Here is a 20,111-nt window from a genome sequence, read left to right on the forward strand (position 1 = left end):
TGCCGATGCAGCGCGGCGGCGTTGCGCTCACGCCGTTGCAGGACCGTCTGCGTCGTGAGCTGCGCGGCGACGTGTGCTTCGATCGCGCGAGCCGTGGCCGCTACGCGACCGACGCGTCGATCTATCAGATTTTTCCGATCGGCGTGGTGGTGCCGCGCGATCAGGACGATCTGATCCTCGCCCTCGACATCGCGCGCGACCTACGCGTGCCGGTGCTCGCGCGCGGCGCGGGCACGAGCCAGTGCGGCCAGACCATCGGCGAGGCGCTCGTCATCGACAACAGCAAGTGGCTGGGCCGCGTGGTGGCCTTCGACGCCGTGGCGCGCACGGTCACCGTCGAGCCGGGCATCGTGCTCGATCACCTGAACGCGTGGCTCAAGCCGCACGGCCTGTGGTTCCCGGTGGACGTGTCGACGGCCGCGCAATGCACCATTGGCGGCATGACGGGCAACAACTCGTGCGGCTCGCGCTCCCTCGAGTACGGCAACATGGTGCACAACGTGCTGAGCATCGATGCGGTGCTGGCCGACGGCGCGCAACTGCGTTTCGGCGCGCTCCATTCGCCGCCCACCGACGCCCGCACGCAGGCGATTCTCGCGAGCGTGCAAGCCATTGCCATGCGCGAGCGCGAGGAATTGCGCGAGCGTGTGCCGCGCGTGCTGCGGCGTGTCGCGGGCTACAACCTCGATCTGTTCGACTGCCTGAACCCGCGCGCCTATACGGACGACGGTGTCGCGAACCTGTCGCATCTGCTGGTCGGCTCGGAAGGCACGCTGGCGTATAGCCGCCAGATCACGCTCAGGCTCGTGCCGCTGCCGGTGCACAAGACGCTGGGCGTGGTGAACTTCCCCACGTTCTATCAGGCGATGGATCTCACACAGCACATCGTCAAGCTGGGGCCGGTGGCGGTGGAACTGGTCGACCGCACGATGATCGACCTGGCGATGGACAACCCCGCGTTCCGTCCCGTGATCGAGACGGCGCTCGTCGGCGATCCGCAAGCGATTCTGCTGGTGGAATTCGCGGGAGACGACGCCGGCGCGCTGCGCGCCAGGCTCGACGATCTCGCCACGCTCATGGCGGATCTCGGGTTGCCGGGCGTCGTGGTGAAGATGCCCGACGCCGGGCCGCAAAAAGCGCTCTGGGAAGTGCGCAAAGCGGGCCTGAACATCATGATGAGCATGAAGGGCGATGGCAAGCCGGTGTCGTTCATCGAAGATTGCGCGGTGCCGCTGGAACACCTTGCCGAGTACACGCGGCGCCTGACTGATGTGTTCCATCGCAACGGCACCGAGGGCACATGGTATGCGCATGCAAGCGTAGGCACGCTGCACGTGCGGCCGATCCTGGACATGCGTCGCGACGGCGCCGTGAAGATGCGTGCCATCGCCCAAGAGGCGGCGGCGCTCGTGCGCGAATACAAGGGCGCCTATTCGGGCGAGCACGGCGACGGGCTGTGCCGCGGCGAGTGGGTGGCGTGGCAGTATGGTCCGCGGCTGAACGCGGCGTTCGGCGAGATCAAGCAACTGTTCGATCCGGACAATCGCTTCAACCCGGACAAGATGGTTCGCCCACCGAAGATGGACACGCGCGAGTTGTTTCGCTTCGCGCCGGGCTACGCCGCCCAACCGATCGCGCCCGCGCTCGACTGGACGGCGTGGAACGTAAAGCGCGACGCGCTGACCGGCGAGCAGACGGCGCCCGACACCGGCACCGATGCCACACACGGACTCGCGTCGGCCGTCGAGATGTGCAACAACAACGGGCACTGTCGCAAGTTCGACGCGGGCACGATGTGTCCGAGCTACCGCGTCACGCGCGACGAGCAGCACGTCACGCGCGGACGTGCGAATACGTTGCGTCTGGCCGTCTCGGGGCAATTGGGCGAGGCGGGGCTCGCCAGCGACGACGTCAAGGCGGCACTCGATCTGTGCGTGTCGTGCAAGGGCTGCAAGCGCGATTGCCCGACGGGTATCGACATGGCGCGCTTCAAGATCGAGGCGCGTCACGCGCGGGCCAAGCGTCATGGCGTGTCGCTGCGCGACAAGCTGATCGCCTATCTGCCGCGCTACGCCCCATGGGCCAGCCGTGTGGGCGGCCTGCTCGACGCGGTGCAACGACTGCCTGGCAGCCACGTGGCGAAGCGCTGGCTCGGCCTGGCGCCGGAGCGCTCGCTGCCGGCGCTGAAGGCTTCGTTCCTGGAACATCAGGTGCCGCTGGCGGACCCGAGCGCGGCAGATTCGGCGGGGCTGCGCCAGGTGCTGCTGTTCGTCGACACGTTCAACAACTACATGGAGCCGGAGAACGCGCGAGCCGCGAAGCGCGTGCTCGAAGCCGCCGGGTACACCGTTCACGTGAATCGGCGCTCGGGCGAGCGGCCGTTGTGCTGCGGTCGCACGTTCCTCGCGGCGGGGCTCGTGGATGAGGCGAAGGCGGAGGCGCGGCGCCTGCTCGACGCGCTGATGCCGTTCGTCGAGCGCGGTGTGCCGATCGTGGGCCTGGAGCCGTCGTGCCTGCTGTCGCTGCGTGACGAGATGCTGAGCTACGGTTTTGGCGATGCGGCCCGCAAGTTGGCCGACAACGCGTTTCTCTTTGAGGAATTTCTGGTTCGTGAGAAGACGGCGGGGCGCTTCGACGTCGCCTGGCGCGCGCTGCCCGACGGTGTGGGCGAAGCCCTGGTGCACGGGCACTGCCATCAGAAGGCGTTCGACGCGTTCTCGCCCGTCACGGCGGTGCTTGGATGGGTGCCGGGGCTGAAGGTATCATCGATCGAATCGTCATGCTGCGGCATGGCGGGCAGTTTCGGATACGAGGCCGAGCACTATGACACGTCGCGAGCGATGTCCGAATTGACGCTATTGCCGGCGGTCAGGCAGCGCGGCGAGAATACCATTGTGGTTGCCGACGGCACCAGTTGCCGTCATCAGATCCACGATGGCGCGCAGACGCAAGCGCTTCATGTGGCGTGTGTGCTGGACCGCGCGCTGCCCGCGTGAATGCCGATTTTTTGCAAACGCCTTTCAAAGGATTGTGATGCCCGATTCGGACAATACGGCTTCGGCTTCGGCCTCTTCGGTCTCTTCGGCCTCTTCGGCCTCTTCGATCGCTTCGACCGCCGCCTCGGGGCGTCTTGCGGTGCCGCCGGTCGCCCGTGTGGGCGATTCGCTTGCCCAGGTGGCAACGCCGTCCTTGCTGCTCGATCTCGACGCCTTCGACGCGAACGTCGCGCGCATGGCGAGCGCGGCGGCCGCGCGCGGGGTGGCGGTGCGTCCGCATGCCAAGGCGCACAAGTGCGCCACGATTGCCCGGGCGCAGATGGCGGCGGGCGCGGTGGGCATCTGCTGTCAGAAGATCACCGAGGCGATTCCGTTCGTCAACGCGGGCATCGGCAGCATCCACATCAGCAACGAGTTCGTTGGCGATGCCCGTGTGGCGCTGGCCGTGGCGATGGCCGCGCGCGTGACGCTGTCCGTGTGCGTGGACGACGTGCGTCAGGTGGCGCCGCTCGGCAAGGCGGCACAGCGCGCCGGTGTGCGCATCGCGGTGCTGCCCGAGGTCGATGTGGGGCAGGGGCGTTGCGGTGTCGATTCGACGCAGGCCGTGGGCAAGCTGATCGACGCGATCGATCATTACGAAGGGCTGCGCTTCGGCGGGTTGCAGGCGTATCACGGCAGTGCGCAGCATGTCGATGGCTGGGACGCGCGACGCGACGCGGCGCGGCTTGCCGCCGATCGTGCGGCGGCCTATGTGCGCTTTCTGGAGGCGCGCGGCATCACCTGTCCAGTGGTGACCGGCGGCGGGACCGGCACGGCCGAGTTCGACATCGAGAGCGGTATTTACACGGAGGTTCAGCCTGGCTCGTATGTGTTTCTCGACGGTCATTATGGCTCGCTGGAATGGCGCGACGACTGGCGCTTTCGTCACGGTCTCTTTTTCGCGTCGACAGTCATGAGCACGGCCCGCGCGGGCATCATCGTTTGCGACGCGGGACTCAAGAGTGTGGCGACCGATTCCGGGTTGCCGCGCTTCTGGTCGTCGCAACAGGCGGGCCAGCCGCAATACCGCACGGCGTCGGACGAGCATGGCGTGCTCGAACTGGCGTCGCCCGACGAGGACGGCGCTCCTTGGCTCGGCGAGCCGATTCTGCTTGTGCCGGGGCATTGCGACCCGACAGTCAATCTCTACGACCGATACGTCGCGGTGCGACACGGACGAGTCGAAGGGCTGTGGCCTATCGAGGCGCGCGGACTCAGTCAGTGAGCGCGAGCGGGGCATGGCCGATCGGGATGGACGCCGATACGTCGCGTCCGGGCCAAATATTTTGGGGCGGGGGCTTCCCAACCTTCGAAAACCGCGCTATAGTCTCACTTCTTCGCCGTACGGGGGTATAGCTCAGCTGGGAGAGCGCTTGCATGGCATGCAAGAGGTCAGCGGTTCGATCCCGCTTACCTCCACCAAAACGGAAGACTTTATGTCCCCTTCGTCTAGAGGCCTAGGACATCACCCTTTCACGGTGAGTACAGGGGTTCGAATCCCCTAGGGGACGCCAGATTTACCGGCGTGACTCTCGGAGCTTTCCGAAAGCACGACGCTCAATCGGTTGTCGACAAACGCGCTTGGCTTCATCGCCAAGCGCGTTTTGTTTTTCTGCGGCGAGTTGTTCGTGCATCCACGGCACGCGATACGGCAATCGCGGATCCGGAGGCGTGCAATGGCCGTCGCGCTTAACGCACCGGCGAACTCGCCATCTTCCCCACCACCGTTTTCCACGGGCGCACGCGCCACGACTTCACCAGTCCATGGGCTACATAGGGATCGGCGTTCGCAAACGCTTCCGCCGCAGCCGGCGAGTCGCCTTCGAAGAGCAGGGCGGCCGTGTCGACAGGGGATTCCAGGGCGCCGGCCAAGAGCAGTTCGCCGCGCTCGGCCGCTTGCCATGCGAGCGCCAGATGCGCATCGCGGTATTGACCTCGCCGTTCGAGATAATCGTCGACGAGGTCGTAAGTGAGCAGGTAATGCATGGTCATGCCTCCGTTGAGTTCGCTGCCGTACCGCGTCATTATCCGCAAAACGCCGACGGCAGGGCAGAGGGCTACGCGTGCCGCACCGCTACCCCGTAAGTGCTCACTATGCGTTGGTCCTGCTCCTTCGCGGAAAATGCTTCCCACATCAAGCCGTTGCAATCGGTGCTGCTCGAGTATTCCGGGGCGGCGTCGTCCTCGAAGCCGACGTGCCGCAGTTCCCCGGCGCGTGACGCCGATTGATTGATCGAGAAGTTCAGCAGATCGGTGCGCCACATGGCGTACGCACCCGGCACGACAGCCGTTGGCGGCTGACCGAGACGGGCCGAATAGTCCTGGATGGATTCGTCGAGATCGCGCACTGCGAGTGCGATGTGAAAGCGTTTCATGGGGTCTCCTGACGGTGAGCATTGCGATGCAGCGACAGCGACGCGGGGCAGTGTGAGTGCCCGCTTGCATGGCAAGCGGTGCATCGGTGAAGCCCATCATAGAGCGCGTTGGAAGGCCTAGCCAGACGGGACATTATCCCGGTATCCAACGTAATGGCGTACCGCGCCACGACCGATAGAGAACCCGACGACAACGCCGGGCGTTACGTGAGCGGGCGCTTACTGGGGCCGCTGGAAATCGTTCTCGATCCACGCGCGGGCGCTGTGGCGCGAGAGCTTGAACGTGGGCGGTACCTTGACCGACGCGACGGTTTCGCCGAAACGGTCGACGGCGCTCAGCACAGCGTGGGGGTCGTAGTCGTCGGGCACGATGTCGAGCGTGACATCGATGTCGCCGTCGGGGCCGTCGACGCTCACGCGCTTGTGCAACTGGGCGCGCAACTGCTGTTCGTGACGGCGCAGCACTTCGTCGGCCGTTTTCACCAGCGTGTGGAAAGCGCCAACATCGAGCGGCTTCGGATTCTTCTTGTCACGCCCCATGGTCCAGGGACCGACGAGCGCCGGCTCCGATTCGCCGTCCTTGTACATGGCGACAGCCCAGCCGTCGTCGTCCTCGTTCTTGACGACCTTGGCCGTCCATCCGTCGTCGCGCCAAAGGCGGGCGTCGTGGATGGCATCGCCGCTATCGGCGGCGTTCTCGGTCGGAAGAATATCGGCGGGGGTGGCAGTCACTGGCGAAGATCGGTGCTTGAAGATGAGCGGATGGTGGTGCGAAGCGCGTCGAAGCGCACGGGGAAGGGTGCGATTTTACCGCGTCCGGCCAAAGCGCGGACGCATTCCCTGCGCTGCGTAGGCAAACGCGTGATGCCAGCGTCAACCGCTCACTCATTGGCGATCGCCAGCGCCACGAGCAGCAGCACTGGCAGCAACACGCACCAGAACCCCGTGCCGTGATACGCGAAGCCGCCGAAAACGGCCCCGACAGCGAACGCCGCCAAGGCGGGGATCATCTTGCGCAGACGCGCTCGCACGGCGTTGTCGTCGCTGCAATGACCGCTCGCCAACTCGACGATATCGATCACGATTTGCGTAGTGTTGCCGGTCATGATCGTGGTCGGGGCCAGCTCGGCGAGCACCAGGCGCCCGACGGCATTCTGGATCGCGAGGGCGGCCACGCCGAACATGCCCGACAGGATCGCCAGCGGCGCATCGGCCGAGACGATGGGTTGTGCCGCCATGCCCACGATCATGAAACCGAGCAGCAGCAACGTTTGCACCACGAGCAGCCGCCGCAGCGGCCGTCGTTCCGTTCGCGAGAAGCGCTGCACCACGAGTTTCACCAGCGCGACGACGATGACGAACACGGGCAGTGCCAACAGTTTGGCCAGCACGCCGACATGGGTGCTCGCGACCAACTGCACGCCGATCATCACGAAGTTGCCGGTCACGTGCGCGGTGAACAGTCCGAACAACGCGATGAAGCCCACGACATCGATATAGCCCGCCACGAAGGCGAGCGTCATGCCGATGGCCGTGGGTTTGGCAAAGTGGCTCACCCACTTGCGCGCAACGGTGGCGGCCTCGGTCGGCGTGGGGATGTGGCGGGGGGCACCCATGGCAGCTCCTCTGTCGACTTGCATGGCAGGTTTTGCGCATCCGGTGTGGCATGCCGGGCAAGCGCAGGCGGGCACGGGGTGCGGATGAAGCATATCACCACCGTCTGCGGGACGAACGCGCGGTGACACCGCGCAGCGTCGGTCCCGCAGACGGTCCCGTAACCGTTCCCGCTAGGCATCGGCGTGCCCGGCGAGAATGTTTCGGGGCTGATAGCATGTCTTGTCGCACGCTTCGAGTGCACTCACCGTCCTGCCAAACTTCGAGGAGCCTTCCGATGTCGATCTCTCTTTATCGCGCCACCGTTCCGGTCTATCTGCGTGGCCTGACCGTCACGGCCGACTACCTCCAGAAGGCGCGAGCGCATTGCGAAGCGAACGCGCTTGAGCCCGCGACGATTCTCAAGGCGAAGCTCGCCCCCGACATGCTCGACTTCGTGGCGCAAGTGCAGCGCGTGAGCGACACGGCCAAGTTCGCGGTCGCGCGAATCACGGGCGTGGAGTCGCCGAAGTTCGACGACATCGAGACGACGTTCGACCAACTGCGCGATCGCGTCGCGAACACCGAGGCGTTCATCGCCGGCATTCTCGAAGATCGATTCGACGGGGCCGAGTCGCGACAGATCACCCTGAAGTTCAAGGACCATCAGACGACGCTGGACGCGGTCGACTATCTGTTGAAGTTCGCACTGCCGAACTTCTATTTTCATGTGACGACCACCCACGACATTCTGCGTGCGCAAGGCGTGGCGGTCGGCAAGACGGATTATCTCGGCCCGTACGAGGCGCAGAAAATCTGACCGGCGCGTGCCGATTGGCAGCGCCGGCGGGAAACGCGCCGATGCGGGCTGACAGAGGCCGCCGCGTCAGCGCGTGGCGATGGCACGATGCACACGCCTCTCGTGCGTCACGCAAGGGACGACGGCAGAGACGGCAGACGCGGTTCCATCATGGCGAGCACCGTGCGCGCTGCTTCGTCCGACGAGGCCGGATTCTGGCCCGTGACCAACCGGCCGTCGCCGACCACATGCGATTGCCAGTTGCCGGCCTTCTCATACAACCCGCCCAGGCGTTTGAGTTCGTCTTCGACCAGGAACGGCACCACGTCAGTGAGGCCGACGGCGGCCTCCTCCTCGTTGGTGAAGCCTGTGACGTGGCGCCCCCGTACGAGCGGCTCACCGTTCTCGCTGCGCACCTGACGCAGCACCCCCGGCGCATGACAGACAAAGCCGATGGGCTTGCCGGCGCGCTCGAAAGCTTCGATCAGACGGATGGAGTTCGGGTCTTGCGCGAGATCCCACAGCGGGCCATGGCCGCCGGGGTAAAAGACGGCGTCGTAGTCGGCGACGTTGACGTCGGCCAGCCGGAGGGTGTTCGCCAGCGCCTGCTGCGCGACCGAGTCTTCACGGAAGCGTCGCGTGGCATCGGTCTGGGCATCGGGCTCGTCGCTTTTCGGATCGAGCGGCGGCTGGCCGCCTGCGGGGGACGCCAGCGTGACCGCCAGTCCCTCGTCGATGAACACGTAGTACGGTGAGGCGAATTCTTCGAGCCAGAAACCGGTCTTCTTGCCCGTGTCGCCGAGGCGGTCGTGCGAGGTCAGCACCATCAGGATGTTCATGAATCGTCTCCTTGTCGAGTGGGCCATTCGGGCAATTCTACCCGTCATGGGGCACGCTCGCCCGCGACAGGCTCGCGCGTGTCTCTTGTGAGCCAAATTCGCAGAAAGCGGCGATCGAATTCGATTTGCGGAGCATCGGAGGTCCGCTATGCTTGTGCGGATGCGGGCACGGCCCCGCCGCCATTCAGCCTACGCAAGACCCTACGACCCGGCGGCGACTGCCGTCCTCAGGAGCAAGACATGCAATTGATCGGAATGCTCGATTCCCCCTACGTGCGCCGCACGGCGATTTGCCTGAAGTTGCTGGGCCTACCGTATGCGCATCACGCGCTCTCCGTGTTTCGAACGTTTGACGCGTTTGCCGAGATCAATCCGGTCGTGAAGGCCCCGACGCTCGTGACCGACGACGGCACGGTGCTCATGGACTCGACGCTGATCCTGCAATACCTGGAGACGCTGGTCGATCCGGCACAGCGGCTTGTGCCGAGCGATCCGGCCGAGCGTTTGCGCGCATTGCGCCTGACGGGCCTGGCCTTGGCGGCGTGTGAAAAGTCGGTGCAACTGGTGTATGAGCGCGAACTGCGTCCGAGCGAGAAGCGGCACGCTCCGTGGACCGATCGCGTGCGCAAACAGGTGCATGCGGCCTTTCACGCGCTGGAGGTCGAACTGGCGCAAGTGCCGATCATGGCGACGCCGGACCGGATCGGCGAGCACGGCGTGACGATTGCCGTGGCATGGCGGTTCCATCACCTGATGGTGCCGGAACTCGACTTTACCGCCGAGTTTCCGGAAGTCGCCAGCTTTTCCTCGCAGACGGAAGCGCTCCCGGCGTTTCTCGAAACACCGCCGACCTGACCGACACGGGGGCGGCACACGCCCGGCGCCGGACGGCTTGCCGTCCGGCAGGCGGGGTCAGCTCTTGAGCCGGTAACCGGTCTTGAACATCCAGGCGACGATGCTCAGGAAGACGGCGAGGAAAACGAGCGTCATGCCCAGACTCACCCCGACGCTCACGTCCGCCAGCCCGTAGAAGCTCCAGCGAAAACCGCTGATGAGATACACAACCGGGTTGAACAGCGTGACGGTACGCCAGAACGGCGGCAGGATGTGCGTCGAGTAGAAGCTACCGCCGAGAAAGGTGAGCGGCGTGATGATGAGCAGCGGCACGAGTTGCAGTTTCTCGAAGCCGTCGGCCCAGATGCCGATGATGAAACCGAGCAGGCTGAACGTCACGGCCGTGAGCACCAGGAACAACACCATCCATATCGGATGTTCGATGCGCAGCGGCACGAACAGCGCGGCCGTGCCGAGCATGATCACCCCGAGCACGATCGACTTGGTGGCTGCCGCGCCCACGTAGGCAATCACGATCTCCATATACGACACCGGCGCGGAAAGGAGTTCGTAGATCGTGCCGGTGAAGCGAGGGAAATAGATGCCGAACGACGCGTTCGTTACGCTCTGCGTGAGCAGCGAGAGCATGATGAGGCCCGGCACGATGAACGCGCCGTAAGGCACGCCCTCGATTTCGGGAATGCGCGAGCCGATGGCCGCACCGAACACCACGAAGTACAGCGAGGTCGAGATGACCGGCGAGATGATGCTCTGCATCAGCGTGCGACGCGTGCGCGCCATCTCGAAGTTGTAGATCGCCCTGACGGCGTAGAAATTCATGGCGCGGCTCATCCTTCTTTCCTGTGCACGAGCGAGACGAAGATATCTTCGAGCGAGCTTTGCGTCGTATGCAGATCCTTCACCGAGATACCGGCGCGTTCCATGTCGCGCAGCAGGGTGGCGATGGACGTCTGCTCGATGTTGGCGTCGTAGGCGAAGACGAGTTCGGTGCCGTTGGCGTCGAGCGTGAGGCCGTAGGCCGCCAGCGCCTCGGGCACGGCGCTGAGCGGCTCGGTCAGTTGCAACGTGAGTTGCTTGCTGCCCATGTGCCGCATCAGCTCGGTCTTCTCCTGCACGAGCGTGATCTGTCCGCCGGTGATGATGCCCACGCGATCGGCCATCTCCTCGGCTTCTTCGATGTAGTGCGTGGTGAGGATCACGGTCACGCCGGTCTCGCGCAACGAGTTCACGAGACGCCACATGTCGCGACGCAACTCCACGTCGACCCCAGCGGTGGGCTCGTCGAGGAACAGCACGCGCGGCTCGTGCGAGAGCGCCTTGGCGATCAGCACGCGCCGCTTCATGCCGCCCGAGAGCTGCATGATGCGGCTGTCCTTCTTCTCCCACAGCGAGAGCGAGCGCAACACCTTTTCGATGTGCGCCGGATTCGCGGGCTTGCCGAACAGGCCGCGCGAGAACGAGACGGTGGCCCACACCGACTCGAACGAGTCCGTGGTCAGCTCCTGCGGAACCAGCCCGATGGCCTCACGCGCGGCACGGTAGTCCGTGACGATATCGTGACCGTCGACGGTGACCGTGCCCGAGGTCGGGCGCACAATGCCGCAAATGGTGCTGATGAGGGTCGTTTTGCCGGCGCCGTTCGGGCCGAGCAGGGCGAAGATCTCGCCGCGCTGGATTTCCAGATTGATGTTCTTGAGCGCCTGGAAACCCGTCGCGTACGTCTTCGACAGATTCTGGATTGAGATCACGGATGGCATGGCGGCGACGATAGCACAGGCGTGAAGAACTTGTTGGGCACGCCGCGCGGGGCGCAAAAAAGCGGGCAGCGGGGCCGTCGTCGGCGCCGATACCCGCCCACAGCATCGAAGCGAGCGGCCGGACAAGCGCCCGGCGCGCGCCGATACCTCAGCCCTTCGGCATTTCCTTCGGCACGATTACCATCCAGTTCATGCCGAAGCGATCCTTGACCATGCCGAACGTCTTCGCGAAGAAGGTCTCGCCGAGCGGCATGTTGACCTCGCCGCCGTCGGCGAGCGCGTGGAAAGCCTTCTCGGCCGCGGCCACTTCGGCGAAGTCGACCGACAGCGAGAAGCCGTCGAACTTGGGCTTGCCGCTCACCATGCCGTCCGAGGCCATCACCATCGAATCGCCGATGGTGAATTCGCCATGCATGATCTTGTTCTCGCTCCCGGGCGGCAGCATCCCCGACGGACACGGCTCGGGGCTCTCGCTGTAGCGCATGAGCATGCCGCGCTTCGCGCCCAGCACTTTCTCGTAGAACGCAATGGCTTCTTCGCAACGACCTTCGAAAAACAAATAGGAATGGACTTGCATGGAACGCTCCTCTCGATTCGGAAAAAGGGGGGGCGTGGCGACGCCCCGGCAGTCAAGGATTACGGTGCGAACGTCATGGGTACCGACGCGTGCTCGTGCACCACGCGCCAGCGGCCTTGCGTCTTGCGATAGCCCACGGTCGCGCGCACGGTGGCGCCGTGCGTGTGTCCGTCGGGGCCGGTGTTGCGGACCACATTCACACTGTGGCTGAACGCCAGATCGCCGGCGTGCACGAGATGCCACTGTGTGACTTCGAAATGGATTGGCCCGACCGTATGGCCGAACCAACCCTCGAGCAGACGGCGATACGCCTCGGTGCCGCGATGCTCGATGGGCGGCATCACGTCGAACACGACGACGTCAGGGTCGTAATGATCGAGCAGCGTGCCGACCGACTTGCTGCGCACGGCGTCGAGCCATGCCGAATGGATCGCCCGAATGGCGGCTTCGTCACCGTGTGCGGGATACGTCTCAACCATAGTGCCTCCTGATGTAAAGCGAGTGACTTCTGGTGGGGAACGGCAACGGCGACGATACTCCCCTGCCGCCCGGTACATCGAGACATGATGCACCGCAACTTGTCTTTGTGGACAGTGTACACAAACAATAGCAGACATAATGGACACTGTCCACAAGGGGTTGTAATGACTGAACACGTAACAACGGCCGGCCCGGCGCGCACGACATATCGACATGGCGACCTGCGCCGGGCGTTGCTCGAGGCCGGGATTGCGCTGGCACGCGAGGGCGGGCCGGATGCGGTCGTCTTGCGCGAGGCGACGCGCCGCGTCGGGGTCGTGCCGAATGCGGCGTACCGGCACTTCGCGAATCGTCAGGATTTGCTCGACGCCGTGCGCTCGGCGGCTCTGGCCGAGTTGGCGGTGGCCATCGAACATGAGTTGGCGGCGCGCGAGACGTCGGGGCTCGACATGGTTGCACGCGCCCGCGCCGGGCTGCGCGCTGTCGGCATCGGTTATCTGCACTTCGCTCGCGCGCATCCGGGGCTGTTTCGAACGGCCTTTTCTCCGTCGGAGAATGTGCGTTCGGCGGCCGATCCGGCCAAGGCTGGGGCGAGCGGTCTCAACCCGTTCGAACTGCTGGGGGCGGCGCTCGACGGTATGGTCGCGGCCAAGCTCATCGACGCGGCACAGCGGCCCGGCGCGGAGTATCTGGCTTGGGCGGCCGTGCATGGATTGTCCGTGCTGGTCATCGACGGCCCGCTGCGCAATCTGCCCGACGATCAGGTCGACGGGTTGGGGCAGCGCCTCGTGGTGATGGTCGAGCGAGGTCTATCGCAAGCGGGCTGATACCGGTGAGGCACAGGCGGCTGCGATAGTTGTGGCGTGGGGCGTTGGCCGACCGTCGTCAGCCGATGACAGCGCATATTCAAATCGCCGTCAGACGCGGCGTCAGCAAATCGGCGAGCCAGTTCATGAACGCTTGTGCGCGCCGGGGCAGGTGACGGCGGTTCGCGTACAGCAACGTGACGGCCAGCGGCTCTGCTTGATACTCCGGCAATACGGCTTGCAGTGTGCCGTCGGCCAACAGCCCGCGCACGCCGCTCTCGGGCGCTTGAATCAGCCCGAGTCCGGCGAGGCATGCCGCTTGATAGGCGTCGGCGTTGTTCACGGTCAGCACACCCTCCATCGGCCACTGCGTGTAGCGTTCGCCGTCGTAGTATTCCCAGCCCACGGGGCGAGAGCCCAGCGTCGTCGTGTAATGGATCATTCGATGCGAGCGCAGATCGTCAAGCGAGCGCGGCATGCCGTAGCGTGCGAGGTACGCCGGGCTCGCGACGTTGATCTGTCGCATGTGGCCAAGCGGGCGCGCGATCAGCGTCGAATCCGCGACGGCGCCCACGCGCAGCACACAGTCGAACCCTTCGCGCACGAGATCGACACGCCGGTCGGTGCTCGAGAGTTCCACACGCAAGGCCGGGTGTTGCGCCAGAAACGCGGGCAGTTGCGGAATGACGGTCGTACGCGCGAGCGTGGCGGGTAAGTCGACGCGCAGGCGGCCCGTCAACGCTTCGCCGCGCGCGACGAACATCGTCTCCCACTCTTCCATGTCGGCAAGCAAATCCTGGCATCGCTCAAGGCACGCCTGCCCGTCCTGCGTGAGCTGCACGCGGCGCGTGGTCCGATGCAGCAGGCGCGTGCCCAGCTTGGCCTCCAGTTGTTTGATGGCGTTGGACACACTGGCGCGAGGCAGGCCGAGACTGTCGGCGGCCTGCGTGAAACTGCCGGTCTGCGTAACACGCACGAAGATGCGCATGGCGTCGAGCTGATGCATGGCGGGAGACGGTCGATCCAACCGTCGATTGTTATGGGAATTTGATCAGTGTAATCAGGTTCGTGGGGTTTATTGGTGAAATTCGTTGCAATAACCTGTTGAACATACCGCGGCACCTGACGCGCTCTGTCCAGTTCAGTCGGTCACGACACCGACGAGCACAAGCCAGCGCAGGCCGCTGTGGGCCAACGCGACCGGCACGGTCGTCGATCGGGTTCAACGGGGCCATCGCCAACGGGCACGGCCCAATGCCCAATGCCCAATGCCTTCTGGAGCAACACCATGACACGCAAGATCGTTCTCATCACCGGTGGTAGCCGCGGCCTGGGCCGGGCTTCGGCGCTCGGCGCCGCACGTCGCGGTATCGACGTCATCCTCACCTATCGCAGTCAGCGCACGGAAGCCGACGCGGTCGTGGCCGAGATCGCCAAGCTGGGCGCGAACGCCGTGGCGTTGCCGCTCGACGTGTCGGATGCCTCGCAGTTCGGCCCGTTCGCCGCGCAGATCACGCGTGTGCTGGGCGACGTCTGGCAGCGCGACACGTTCGATTTCCTCGTCAACAACGCCGGAACGGGCTTGCACGCGCCATTCGCCGAGACGACCGAAGCGCAGTTCGACGAACTCGTGCGCCTGCATCTGAAGGGGCCGTATTTCCTGACGCAGACCTTGCTGCCGCTGATCGCGGATGGCGGACGCATCCTGAACGTCTCGAGCGGTCTGGCGCGATTCTCGCTGCCGGGCGCGTCGGCCTACGCGATGATGAAGGGCGGTATCGAAGTGTTTTCGCGCTACCTGGCGAAGGAGTTGGGCGCGCGTGGTATCCGTGCCAATACGGTCGCGCCGGGCGCCATCGCGACGGACTTCAACGGCGGCACGGTGCGCGACAACCAGGGCGTCAATCAGATGATTGCGGCGAACACGGCGCTGGGCCGCGTAGGCGAGGCCGATGACATCGGCGGCATGGTGGCGGCGCTGCTGGCCGAGGAGACCGGCTGGATCAATGCGCAGCGCATCGAGGCGTCGGGCGGGATGTTCGTCTGACGGCCGCAGTGAGGCGTCAGTGAGCCATCAGTGAGCCATCGGTGAGACATCGGTGAGACATCGGTGAGACATCGGTGAGACATCGGTGAGACATCAATGAGCGGGGCGGCGTGAGCGCATCGCACCGGACCACGCTACGGCACCGACGATGCACACGCCGCCCGCGGCCATCTTGAGCGTGGGCGAGGTGCCGAACAGCACCCATGCGAAGGCGATGGCGTAGACCGGTTCGAGGGCGATGACGACCGCGGCCTGGCTGGCTTTGACGGTGCGCAGCGCATGGATGAACAGCGTGTAGGCGAGGGCGGTGCATACGACGCCGAGGCACGCCAGCCATCCCCATTGCGCCGCGGGGAGCGACAGGGCCTCGCGCCAGGCGAACGGGCCGAGCACGAGCAGGATGCCGAAGCATTGCCACCAACTGGCCTGCAGCGGCGATGCCTGCGCGCCCAGCACGCGATTGGACAGGGCGATGACGGCGTAGATGGCGCCGGAGAGCACGCCCCACGCTAGGCCGATGGTCGCCCCGGCGCGCCAGTCGAACGCTGGGGTGACGAGCGCCAGTCCGACGCACACGAGCGCGATGACGCCCGCGTCGCCCAAGGCGGGGCGTTCGCGGCGCAATGGCCATTCGAGCAGGATCACGAACGCCGGGAAGCAGGCGAAGCCGAGCGTGCCGACGGCAACGCCGCCCGCTTTGATCGCGAGGAAGAACGCGAGCCAATGCGCGCCGAGAAGCCCGCCGGCGAGGATGAGTCGCAACGCAGAGGCGGGCGAAAGCCCGCGCCACGGCGCGCCGCCCGCGACCCGCGCGGCACTGCGCATGCCCGCCAGACCTGCGAGGGCGATGACGCTCAGCGCAAGCCACGAAAAGAGGCCGCGACCGAAGACGATCATCGCGCTGCTCGCGGCGATGTGCTCGCCGAACAGCGCCGAAGCGCCGAACAACATGGCCGCGACATGCAAGGCGATCTGCTGGCCGGCCCCGCCGTGCGGGGGCTGGCCGGCGTCGGACGTCGCGAGCGCGTCGGGCGTGACGGCCTCAGGCATCGCCGGAGCGCTCGGGCACCGGGACGGCCGTGGTGTACAAGACCTGCTTGAGCGCGAAGCTCGAACGGATGTTGCGGATGCCCGGGATGCGGGAGAGCCGATCGGTGATGAGCGTCTCGTAGGCACTCATGTCGCTGACCATGACGCGCAGCAGGTAATCGGCGTCGCCCGACATCAGGTAGCACTCCATGACGTTGGGCAAGGCGGTGACGGCCGCCTCGAAGGCATCCAGACCGTCGCGATTCTGGTTTTCGAGCGTGACGTGGATGAAAACGTTGATGTGCAACCCGAGCCGGGACGGATCGAGCAGCGTCACGCGCTGGCGAATGTAGCCCGCCGCTTCGAGCGCTTTCACGCGCGCCAGGCAAGGCGACGGCGAGAGGTTCACGCGCGAGGCGAGTTCTACGTTGGTGAGGCGGGCGTCGGCTTGCAGCTCCCGCAAAATCTTCAGATCAATGGCGTCGAGGTCCATACCACATTGCACGCGCGCCCCGGATGAGGGTCGGCGGTCCAGTCGATTAGCCGCTCGGTCGGCGACAGTGCCGCAATACTAGCCTATTTGACACGGTTTCCGATGTGCCGGTCAGACCACCGCCCCGAGATCACCGCCGCGGCAACTGTCCGGCGGCGTCGTTCGCCAACATTCCCTTCATGTAAGGGATGGAAATGTTGTATTTCCGTGTTGTCCCGCGACGCCAATCTTCAACACGTGTTGACGATACGTGAACGTTTGTTAATATTCCGATCTTTGAATGAGAATGTTAACGATTCTCATTAATAATAAACATTTCAAACCGTCACTCGGGATTTTCAGCATGACCTTCGCTTACCACCACTGCGCCTCGGGGGAGGCAGGCCGCACCGCTACGGGCAACGTCGTCGTTCCTCGTAGCCGTCTGGCGCCGCTCGCGCTGGGCGCACTTCTGGCCTTTGCCGCCGCACCGGCCATCGCCCAGTCGACGGCGGCCACGTCCACGGATGGAGCGACAACCGACGCCGACGCCCAAGCCACGCTCCAGGCCACAACGGTGACCGGCTCGGCCCTGCGTGAAACGCCGCAGAACCTCAAGCAGCCGGTGCAATCCGGCGCGCTTGGCTCGCGCAGCCAGCTCGATACGCCGTTCTCCACAACGGTGGTCAGCCAGGAGCAGCTCGAACAACGCCAGCCCGCGAAGCTTGGCGACGTGTTCTCGACCGACGCCTCGGTGACCGACGGCAGCAACGCCTTCGACGCCTGGGCCGGTTACATCTACGTGCGCGGCATGCCGATCGACTGGCAAGCCGGCTTCAAGCTCGACGGGATGCCCGTGATGACCTACGGCGTGACGATGCCGTACGAGCAGTTCGACCGCGTGGAACTGCTCAAGGGGTTATCCGGTTTCATGTACGGTTTCGTTGCCCCGGGCGGTGTCGTCAACTATGTGACGAAAAAGCCGACGGACGAGCGCATCGCCAGCGTCGATGTCGGTTTCCATTCGAACGGCATCTGGCGCGAGCATGTCGATCTCGGGGGGGGTGCCGGGCCGAACGACATGTTCGGCGCCCGGCTGAATTACACGCACGAGGAAGGCCGCACCTATTCGGACGGCAATCTGAACCGCGACACGGTGTCGCTCGCGCTCGACGCACGTTTGACGCCCGACCTGACGTGGAACTTCGGCGCGATGTACCAGGATCGCCGGGCCACGGGCACCACGCCCTCGCTCTCGACGGCGTCCTTTCAGGGGAATCAGTTGCCGGGGCCGATCAATGTGTCGAACGCGAATCTTCAGACGCAGGCCACGCACCTGAACACCATCACGCAGTTCTACACGACCGGCCTGCAATATCAGTTGGATCCGGACTGGAAGGTGTCGGCCAACTTCGCCTACAACAAGTCGACGCGCGACCGCAACGAAGCCACGCTCTATTTGCTCAACGGCGCAGGCGACTTCCGTGGCCTGAACGATCTGGGCGACGAAATCAATACGTTCCACGCGTGGCAGGTGGCGGCCGAGGGCAGGGTTCGTACGGGGCCGCTCGCGCACCAGCTCACGTTCGGCTACGCATCGCAATATCAGACGAACGACTACGCGTATCTGTACAGCCCGGTCACCGCGAACGCGTATGTTCCCTTCTCGACTTACTCGGGCAATCTGTACCAGGGGGCGTCGTATCAGTTCTTTGGCGACGGCTCGACGCTCCAGGCGCAACGCGCCAGCGCCATTGAACAGCGCTCGGTCTTCGCCTCCGACACGGTCCAGATCACGGATCGACTGTCGGTCCTCGGTGGTGCGCGCTTCACGAACTACAATCAGACGAACGCGCAAGGGATCTCGACGTACTCGACGAACGGTGTGTTCACGCCGACGCTCGCCGTCATGTACAAGCTCGCGCCGAACACGACGGCGTACGCCAGCTACGTGGAAGCACTGGAGGCTGGCGAAGTGGTGGGGTCGACCTACGCCAACGCCGGCGCGGTGCTCAACCCGTTCAAGAGCCGTCAGTACGAGGTTGGCGTGAAGACGGAGCAGGCCACGTGGAGCACGACGGCGGCGCTCTTCCGCATTGAGCGGGGTGCGGTGTACACGAACAGCGCCAACGCGCGCGTCTCGGACGGCCAGTCGATCTACCAGGGGATCGAGTTGGCGGGGGCGGTGAAGCTGGGGCCACGGTGGACGCTCGGCGCCAGCGCCATGGCGCTCGATAGCTGGTACGCCCGTACGAACGGTTTCGACGGCAACCGGGTGGGCGGCGCGCCGCGCTTCGTGCTCTCGGGCAACGTCGAGTACAAGGTGCCTTACGTGCCGGGTCTGTCGGTCGGGGGCGATATTCGCTACAACGGCCGCACGGCGCTCAATCCGCAGAACTCGCTGACCGTCTCGGGCTATACGTTGATCAACCTCGGCGCAACCTACCGCACGCGCGTCGCAGGCAAGGACGTGACGCTGCGCGCGGCGGTGAGCAACCTGACCAACCGTAAGTATTGGGAATATCAGTACGACAACTACATCAAGCCGGCCGACCCGCGCATGGTCAGCCTGAACGCGAAGATCGACTTCTGAGCGACGTCGGACACCTGGCGAAATTTGGCCATTGATGGAACAGCGGCTCGCAAGATTCGCTGTTTGTCTTCTTGGACGCCGTACATGGCAGGGGGCGGAGTGGCGTCCCGGCTATGGCCTTCATTGAAATAATCCATCGATCGATCCGATAAAACGGCTTGACTATCTATCTACTGGTAGATAAAGTTCGTTCCATGAATCGCACAAACACATCGCCAACGACACCGACCGTCAAGGAACAACTGCTCGAGCATGCGCAGCGGTTCCTGATGACGCGGGGCTACAACGGCTTCAGCTATCGGGATCTCGCTGAGCAAGTCGGGGTCAAGACGTCGAGCATCCACTATTACTTCCCGGCCAAGGAAGATCTCGTACTCGAAGCCATCAAGGCTTACGACGCGTTGATCAACGAAGGGCTGGCGGGCATCGACGAGGCGCTGCCGCCTGGGCAGAAGCTGGCGATGTATGCGCAAGGATTCGGGCGCATCGCGGCCGACGGGCATCGTATCTGTCTGTGCGGCATGTTGGCGGCCGACATCGAAACGCTGCCGGAGACGGTTCGCGAAGCGGTGCAGCGATTCTTCGCGTATCACGAAGCGTGGTTGGCACGTGTGCTGGCCCAGGGCGTGGCAGACGGTTCGCTCACGCTGACGTCGTCGCCCGATGGCACTGCGCGTGCGCTGTTTGCCGGGTTTCAGGGGAGCGTGATGGCTTCCCGTTTGTTCCGGGCGCCGTCGCGCCTGGAGGATGTGGTGGCGTCGGTGTGCGGCGTCGCTTGAGTTGACGCCGGCTCGCACGAGCCGGCCAGCGGATGTCAGAGGGGTCGTCGGGCCGGGAGGCAACGCCGTGAAGGT

20 protein-coding genes and 2 tRNA genes are annotated in these 20,111 nt (G+C 64.8%); 10 read left to right on the top strand and 12 right to left on the bottom strand.

All coding sequences use genetic code 11. The features are described from left to right. The first annotated feature begins 5 nt into the window (after positions 1-5). The 4 genes from PCE31107_RS16390 to PCE31107_RS16405 all read left to right on the top strand — a co-directional run bounded on the left by PCE31107_RS16390 (position 6) and on the right by PCE31107_RS16405 (position 4,549). Positions 6-2,996 (top strand): FAD-binding and (Fe-S)-binding domain-containing protein, encoded by a 2,991-nt coding sequence (locus PCE31107_RS16390; protein WP_246181867.1) that lies wholly within the window; start codon positions 6-8, stop codon positions 2,994-2,996. 178 nt (positions 2,997-3,174) lie between these two features. Further along, on the top strand, positions 3,175-4,260 hold the full coding sequence (locus PCE31107_RS16395) for a DSD1 family PLP-dependent enzyme (RefSeq protein ID WP_150610014.1): 1,086 nt from the start codon (positions 3,175-3,177) through the stop codon (positions 4,258-4,260). Between the two features lie 121 nt (positions 4,261-4,381). After that, positions 4,382-4,457, top strand: a tRNA-Ala gene (locus PCE31107_RS16400). A 16-nt stretch (positions 4,458-4,473) separates the two neighbouring features. Beyond that, positions 4,474-4,549, top strand: a tRNA-Glu gene (locus tag PCE31107_RS16405). A gap of 175 nt (positions 4,550-4,724) precedes the next feature. Here PCE31107_RS16405 and PCE31107_RS16410 read toward each other — a convergent pair. The 4 genes from PCE31107_RS16410 to PCE31107_RS16425 form a co-directional block, all read right to left on the bottom strand. Further along, positions 4,725-5,021, bottom strand: a complete 297-nt coding sequence (locus tag PCE31107_RS16410) for a YciI-like protein (RefSeq protein WP_130026614.1) — start codon at positions 5,019-5,021, stop codon at positions 4,725-4,727. A gap of 71 nt (positions 5,022-5,092) precedes the next feature. Further along, positions 5,093-5,410, bottom strand: a complete 318-nt coding sequence (locus PCE31107_RS16415; protein ID WP_130026613.1) for a VOC family protein — start codon at positions 5,408-5,410, stop codon at positions 5,093-5,095. A 219-nt stretch (positions 5,411-5,629) separates the two neighbouring features. Continuing rightward, on the bottom strand, positions 5,630-6,142 hold the full coding sequence (locus tag PCE31107_RS16420) for a hypothetical protein (protein WP_130026612.1): 513 nt from the start codon (positions 6,140-6,142) through the stop codon (positions 5,630-5,632). Between the two features lie 149 nt (positions 6,143-6,291). Further along, complete coding sequence (locus PCE31107_RS16425; RefSeq protein ID WP_150609866.1) at positions 6,292-7,026, bottom strand: YoaK family protein; 735 nt, start codon at positions 7,024-7,026, stop codon at positions 6,292-6,294. Between the two features lie 275 nt (positions 7,027-7,301). Here PCE31107_RS16425 and PCE31107_RS16430 point away from each other — a divergent pair, with 275 nt between their 5' ends. Beyond that, entirely contained in the window at positions 7,302-7,823 is a 522-nt protein-coding gene (locus tag PCE31107_RS16430) for a DUF1993 domain-containing protein (RefSeq protein WP_150609868.1), read from the top strand. 107 nt (positions 7,824-7,930) lie between these two features. Here PCE31107_RS16430 and PCE31107_RS16435 read toward each other — a convergent pair whose 3' ends face one another. Continuing rightward, positions 7,931-8,641 (bottom strand): type 1 glutamine amidotransferase domain-containing protein, encoded by a 711-nt coding sequence (locus tag PCE31107_RS16435; protein WP_150609870.1) that lies wholly within the window; start codon positions 8,639-8,641, stop codon positions 7,931-7,933. A 240-nt stretch (positions 8,642-8,881) separates the two neighbouring features. Between PCE31107_RS16435 and PCE31107_RS16440 the strand changes: the two genes are divergently transcribed. Then, entirely contained in the window at positions 8,882-9,496 is a 615-nt protein-coding gene (locus tag PCE31107_RS16440; RefSeq protein ID WP_150609872.1) for a glutathione S-transferase, read from the top strand. A gap of 57 nt (positions 9,497-9,553) precedes the next feature. Here the strand turns inward: PCE31107_RS16440 and PCE31107_RS16445 are convergent, their stop codons facing one another. The 4 genes from PCE31107_RS16445 to PCE31107_RS16460 form a co-directional block, all read right to left on the bottom strand. Further along, positions 9,554-10,315 carry an ABC transporter permease gene (locus tag PCE31107_RS16445; protein ID WP_026132215.1) on the bottom strand — a complete coding sequence of 254 codons (762 nt, stop codon included), beginning with the start codon at positions 10,313-10,315 and terminating at the stop codon, positions 9,554-9,556. A gap of 8 nt (positions 10,316-10,323) precedes the next feature. Continuing rightward, entirely contained in the window at positions 10,324-11,253 is a 930-nt protein-coding gene (locus tag PCE31107_RS16450) for an ABC transporter ATP-binding protein (RefSeq protein WP_130026607.1), read from the bottom strand. Between the two features lie 148 nt (positions 11,254-11,401). Then, complete coding sequence (locus tag PCE31107_RS16455; protein ID WP_150609874.1) at positions 11,402-11,830, bottom strand: VOC family protein; 429 nt, start codon at positions 11,828-11,830, stop codon at positions 11,402-11,404. 59 nt (positions 11,831-11,889) lie between these two features. Next, complete coding sequence (locus PCE31107_RS16460) at positions 11,890-12,309, bottom strand: YybH family protein (protein WP_130026605.1); 420 nt, start codon at positions 12,307-12,309, stop codon at positions 11,890-11,892. A gap of 165 nt (positions 12,310-12,474) precedes the next feature. Here PCE31107_RS16460 and PCE31107_RS16465 point away from each other — a divergent pair, with 165 nt between their 5' ends. Continuing rightward, on the top strand, positions 12,475-13,137 hold the full coding sequence (locus tag PCE31107_RS16465; RefSeq protein WP_150609876.1) for a TetR/AcrR family transcriptional regulator: 663 nt from the start codon (positions 12,475-12,477) through the stop codon (positions 13,135-13,137). A 79-nt stretch (positions 13,138-13,216) separates the two neighbouring features. Here PCE31107_RS16465 and PCE31107_RS16470 read toward each other — a convergent pair whose 3' ends face one another. Further along, the gene (locus tag PCE31107_RS16470) at positions 13,217-14,122 is read right to left on the bottom strand and encodes a LysR family transcriptional regulator (protein WP_130026603.1); all 906 of its coding nucleotides are present in this window, start codon (positions 14,120-14,122) and stop codon (positions 13,217-13,219) included. Positions 14,123-14,404: 282 nt separating this feature from the next. On the opposite strand from PCE31107_RS16470, the gene PCE31107_RS16475 reads away from it, so the two are divergent. After that, the gene (locus PCE31107_RS16475; protein WP_130026602.1) at positions 14,405-15,163 is read left to right on the top strand and encodes an SDR family NAD(P)-dependent oxidoreductase; all 759 of its coding nucleotides are present in this window, start codon (positions 14,405-14,407) and stop codon (positions 15,161-15,163) included. Positions 15,164-15,256: 93 nt separating this feature from the next. Here PCE31107_RS16475 and PCE31107_RS16480 read toward each other — a convergent pair whose 3' ends face one another. Both PCE31107_RS16480 and PCE31107_RS16485 read right to left on the bottom strand, forming a co-directional pair. Then, a complete protein-coding gene (locus PCE31107_RS16480) occupies positions 15,257-16,213 on the bottom strand; it encodes a DMT family transporter (protein WP_150609878.1) in 957 nt (318 codons plus the stop codon). Beyond that, positions 16,206-16,685, bottom strand: coding sequence for an Lrp/AsnC family transcriptional regulator (locus PCE31107_RS16485; RefSeq protein ID WP_130026600.1), 480 nt, complete (start codon positions 16,683-16,685; stop codon positions 16,206-16,208). The genes PCE31107_RS16480 and PCE31107_RS16485 overlap by 8 nt, the downstream gene beginning before the upstream one ends. Before the next feature lie 343 nt (positions 16,686-17,028). Between PCE31107_RS16485 and PCE31107_RS16490 the strand changes: the two genes are divergently transcribed. Beyond that, positions 17,029-19,257, top strand: a complete 2,229-nt coding sequence (locus PCE31107_RS16490; protein WP_150609880.1) for a TonB-dependent siderophore receptor — start codon at positions 17,029-17,031, stop codon at positions 19,255-19,257. A 194-nt stretch (positions 19,258-19,451) separates the two neighbouring features. Then, on the top strand, positions 19,452-20,036 hold the full coding sequence (locus tag PCE31107_RS16495; RefSeq protein WP_150609882.1) for a TetR/AcrR family transcriptional regulator: 585 nt from the start codon (positions 19,452-19,454) through the stop codon (positions 20,034-20,036). The last annotated feature ends 75 nt before the right edge of the window (positions 20,037-20,111 follow it).

Source organism: Pandoraea cepalis (genome assembly GCF_902459625.1).
GTDB lineage: Bacteria > Pseudomonadota > Gammaproteobacteria > Burkholderiales > Burkholderiaceae > Pandoraea > Pandoraea cepalis.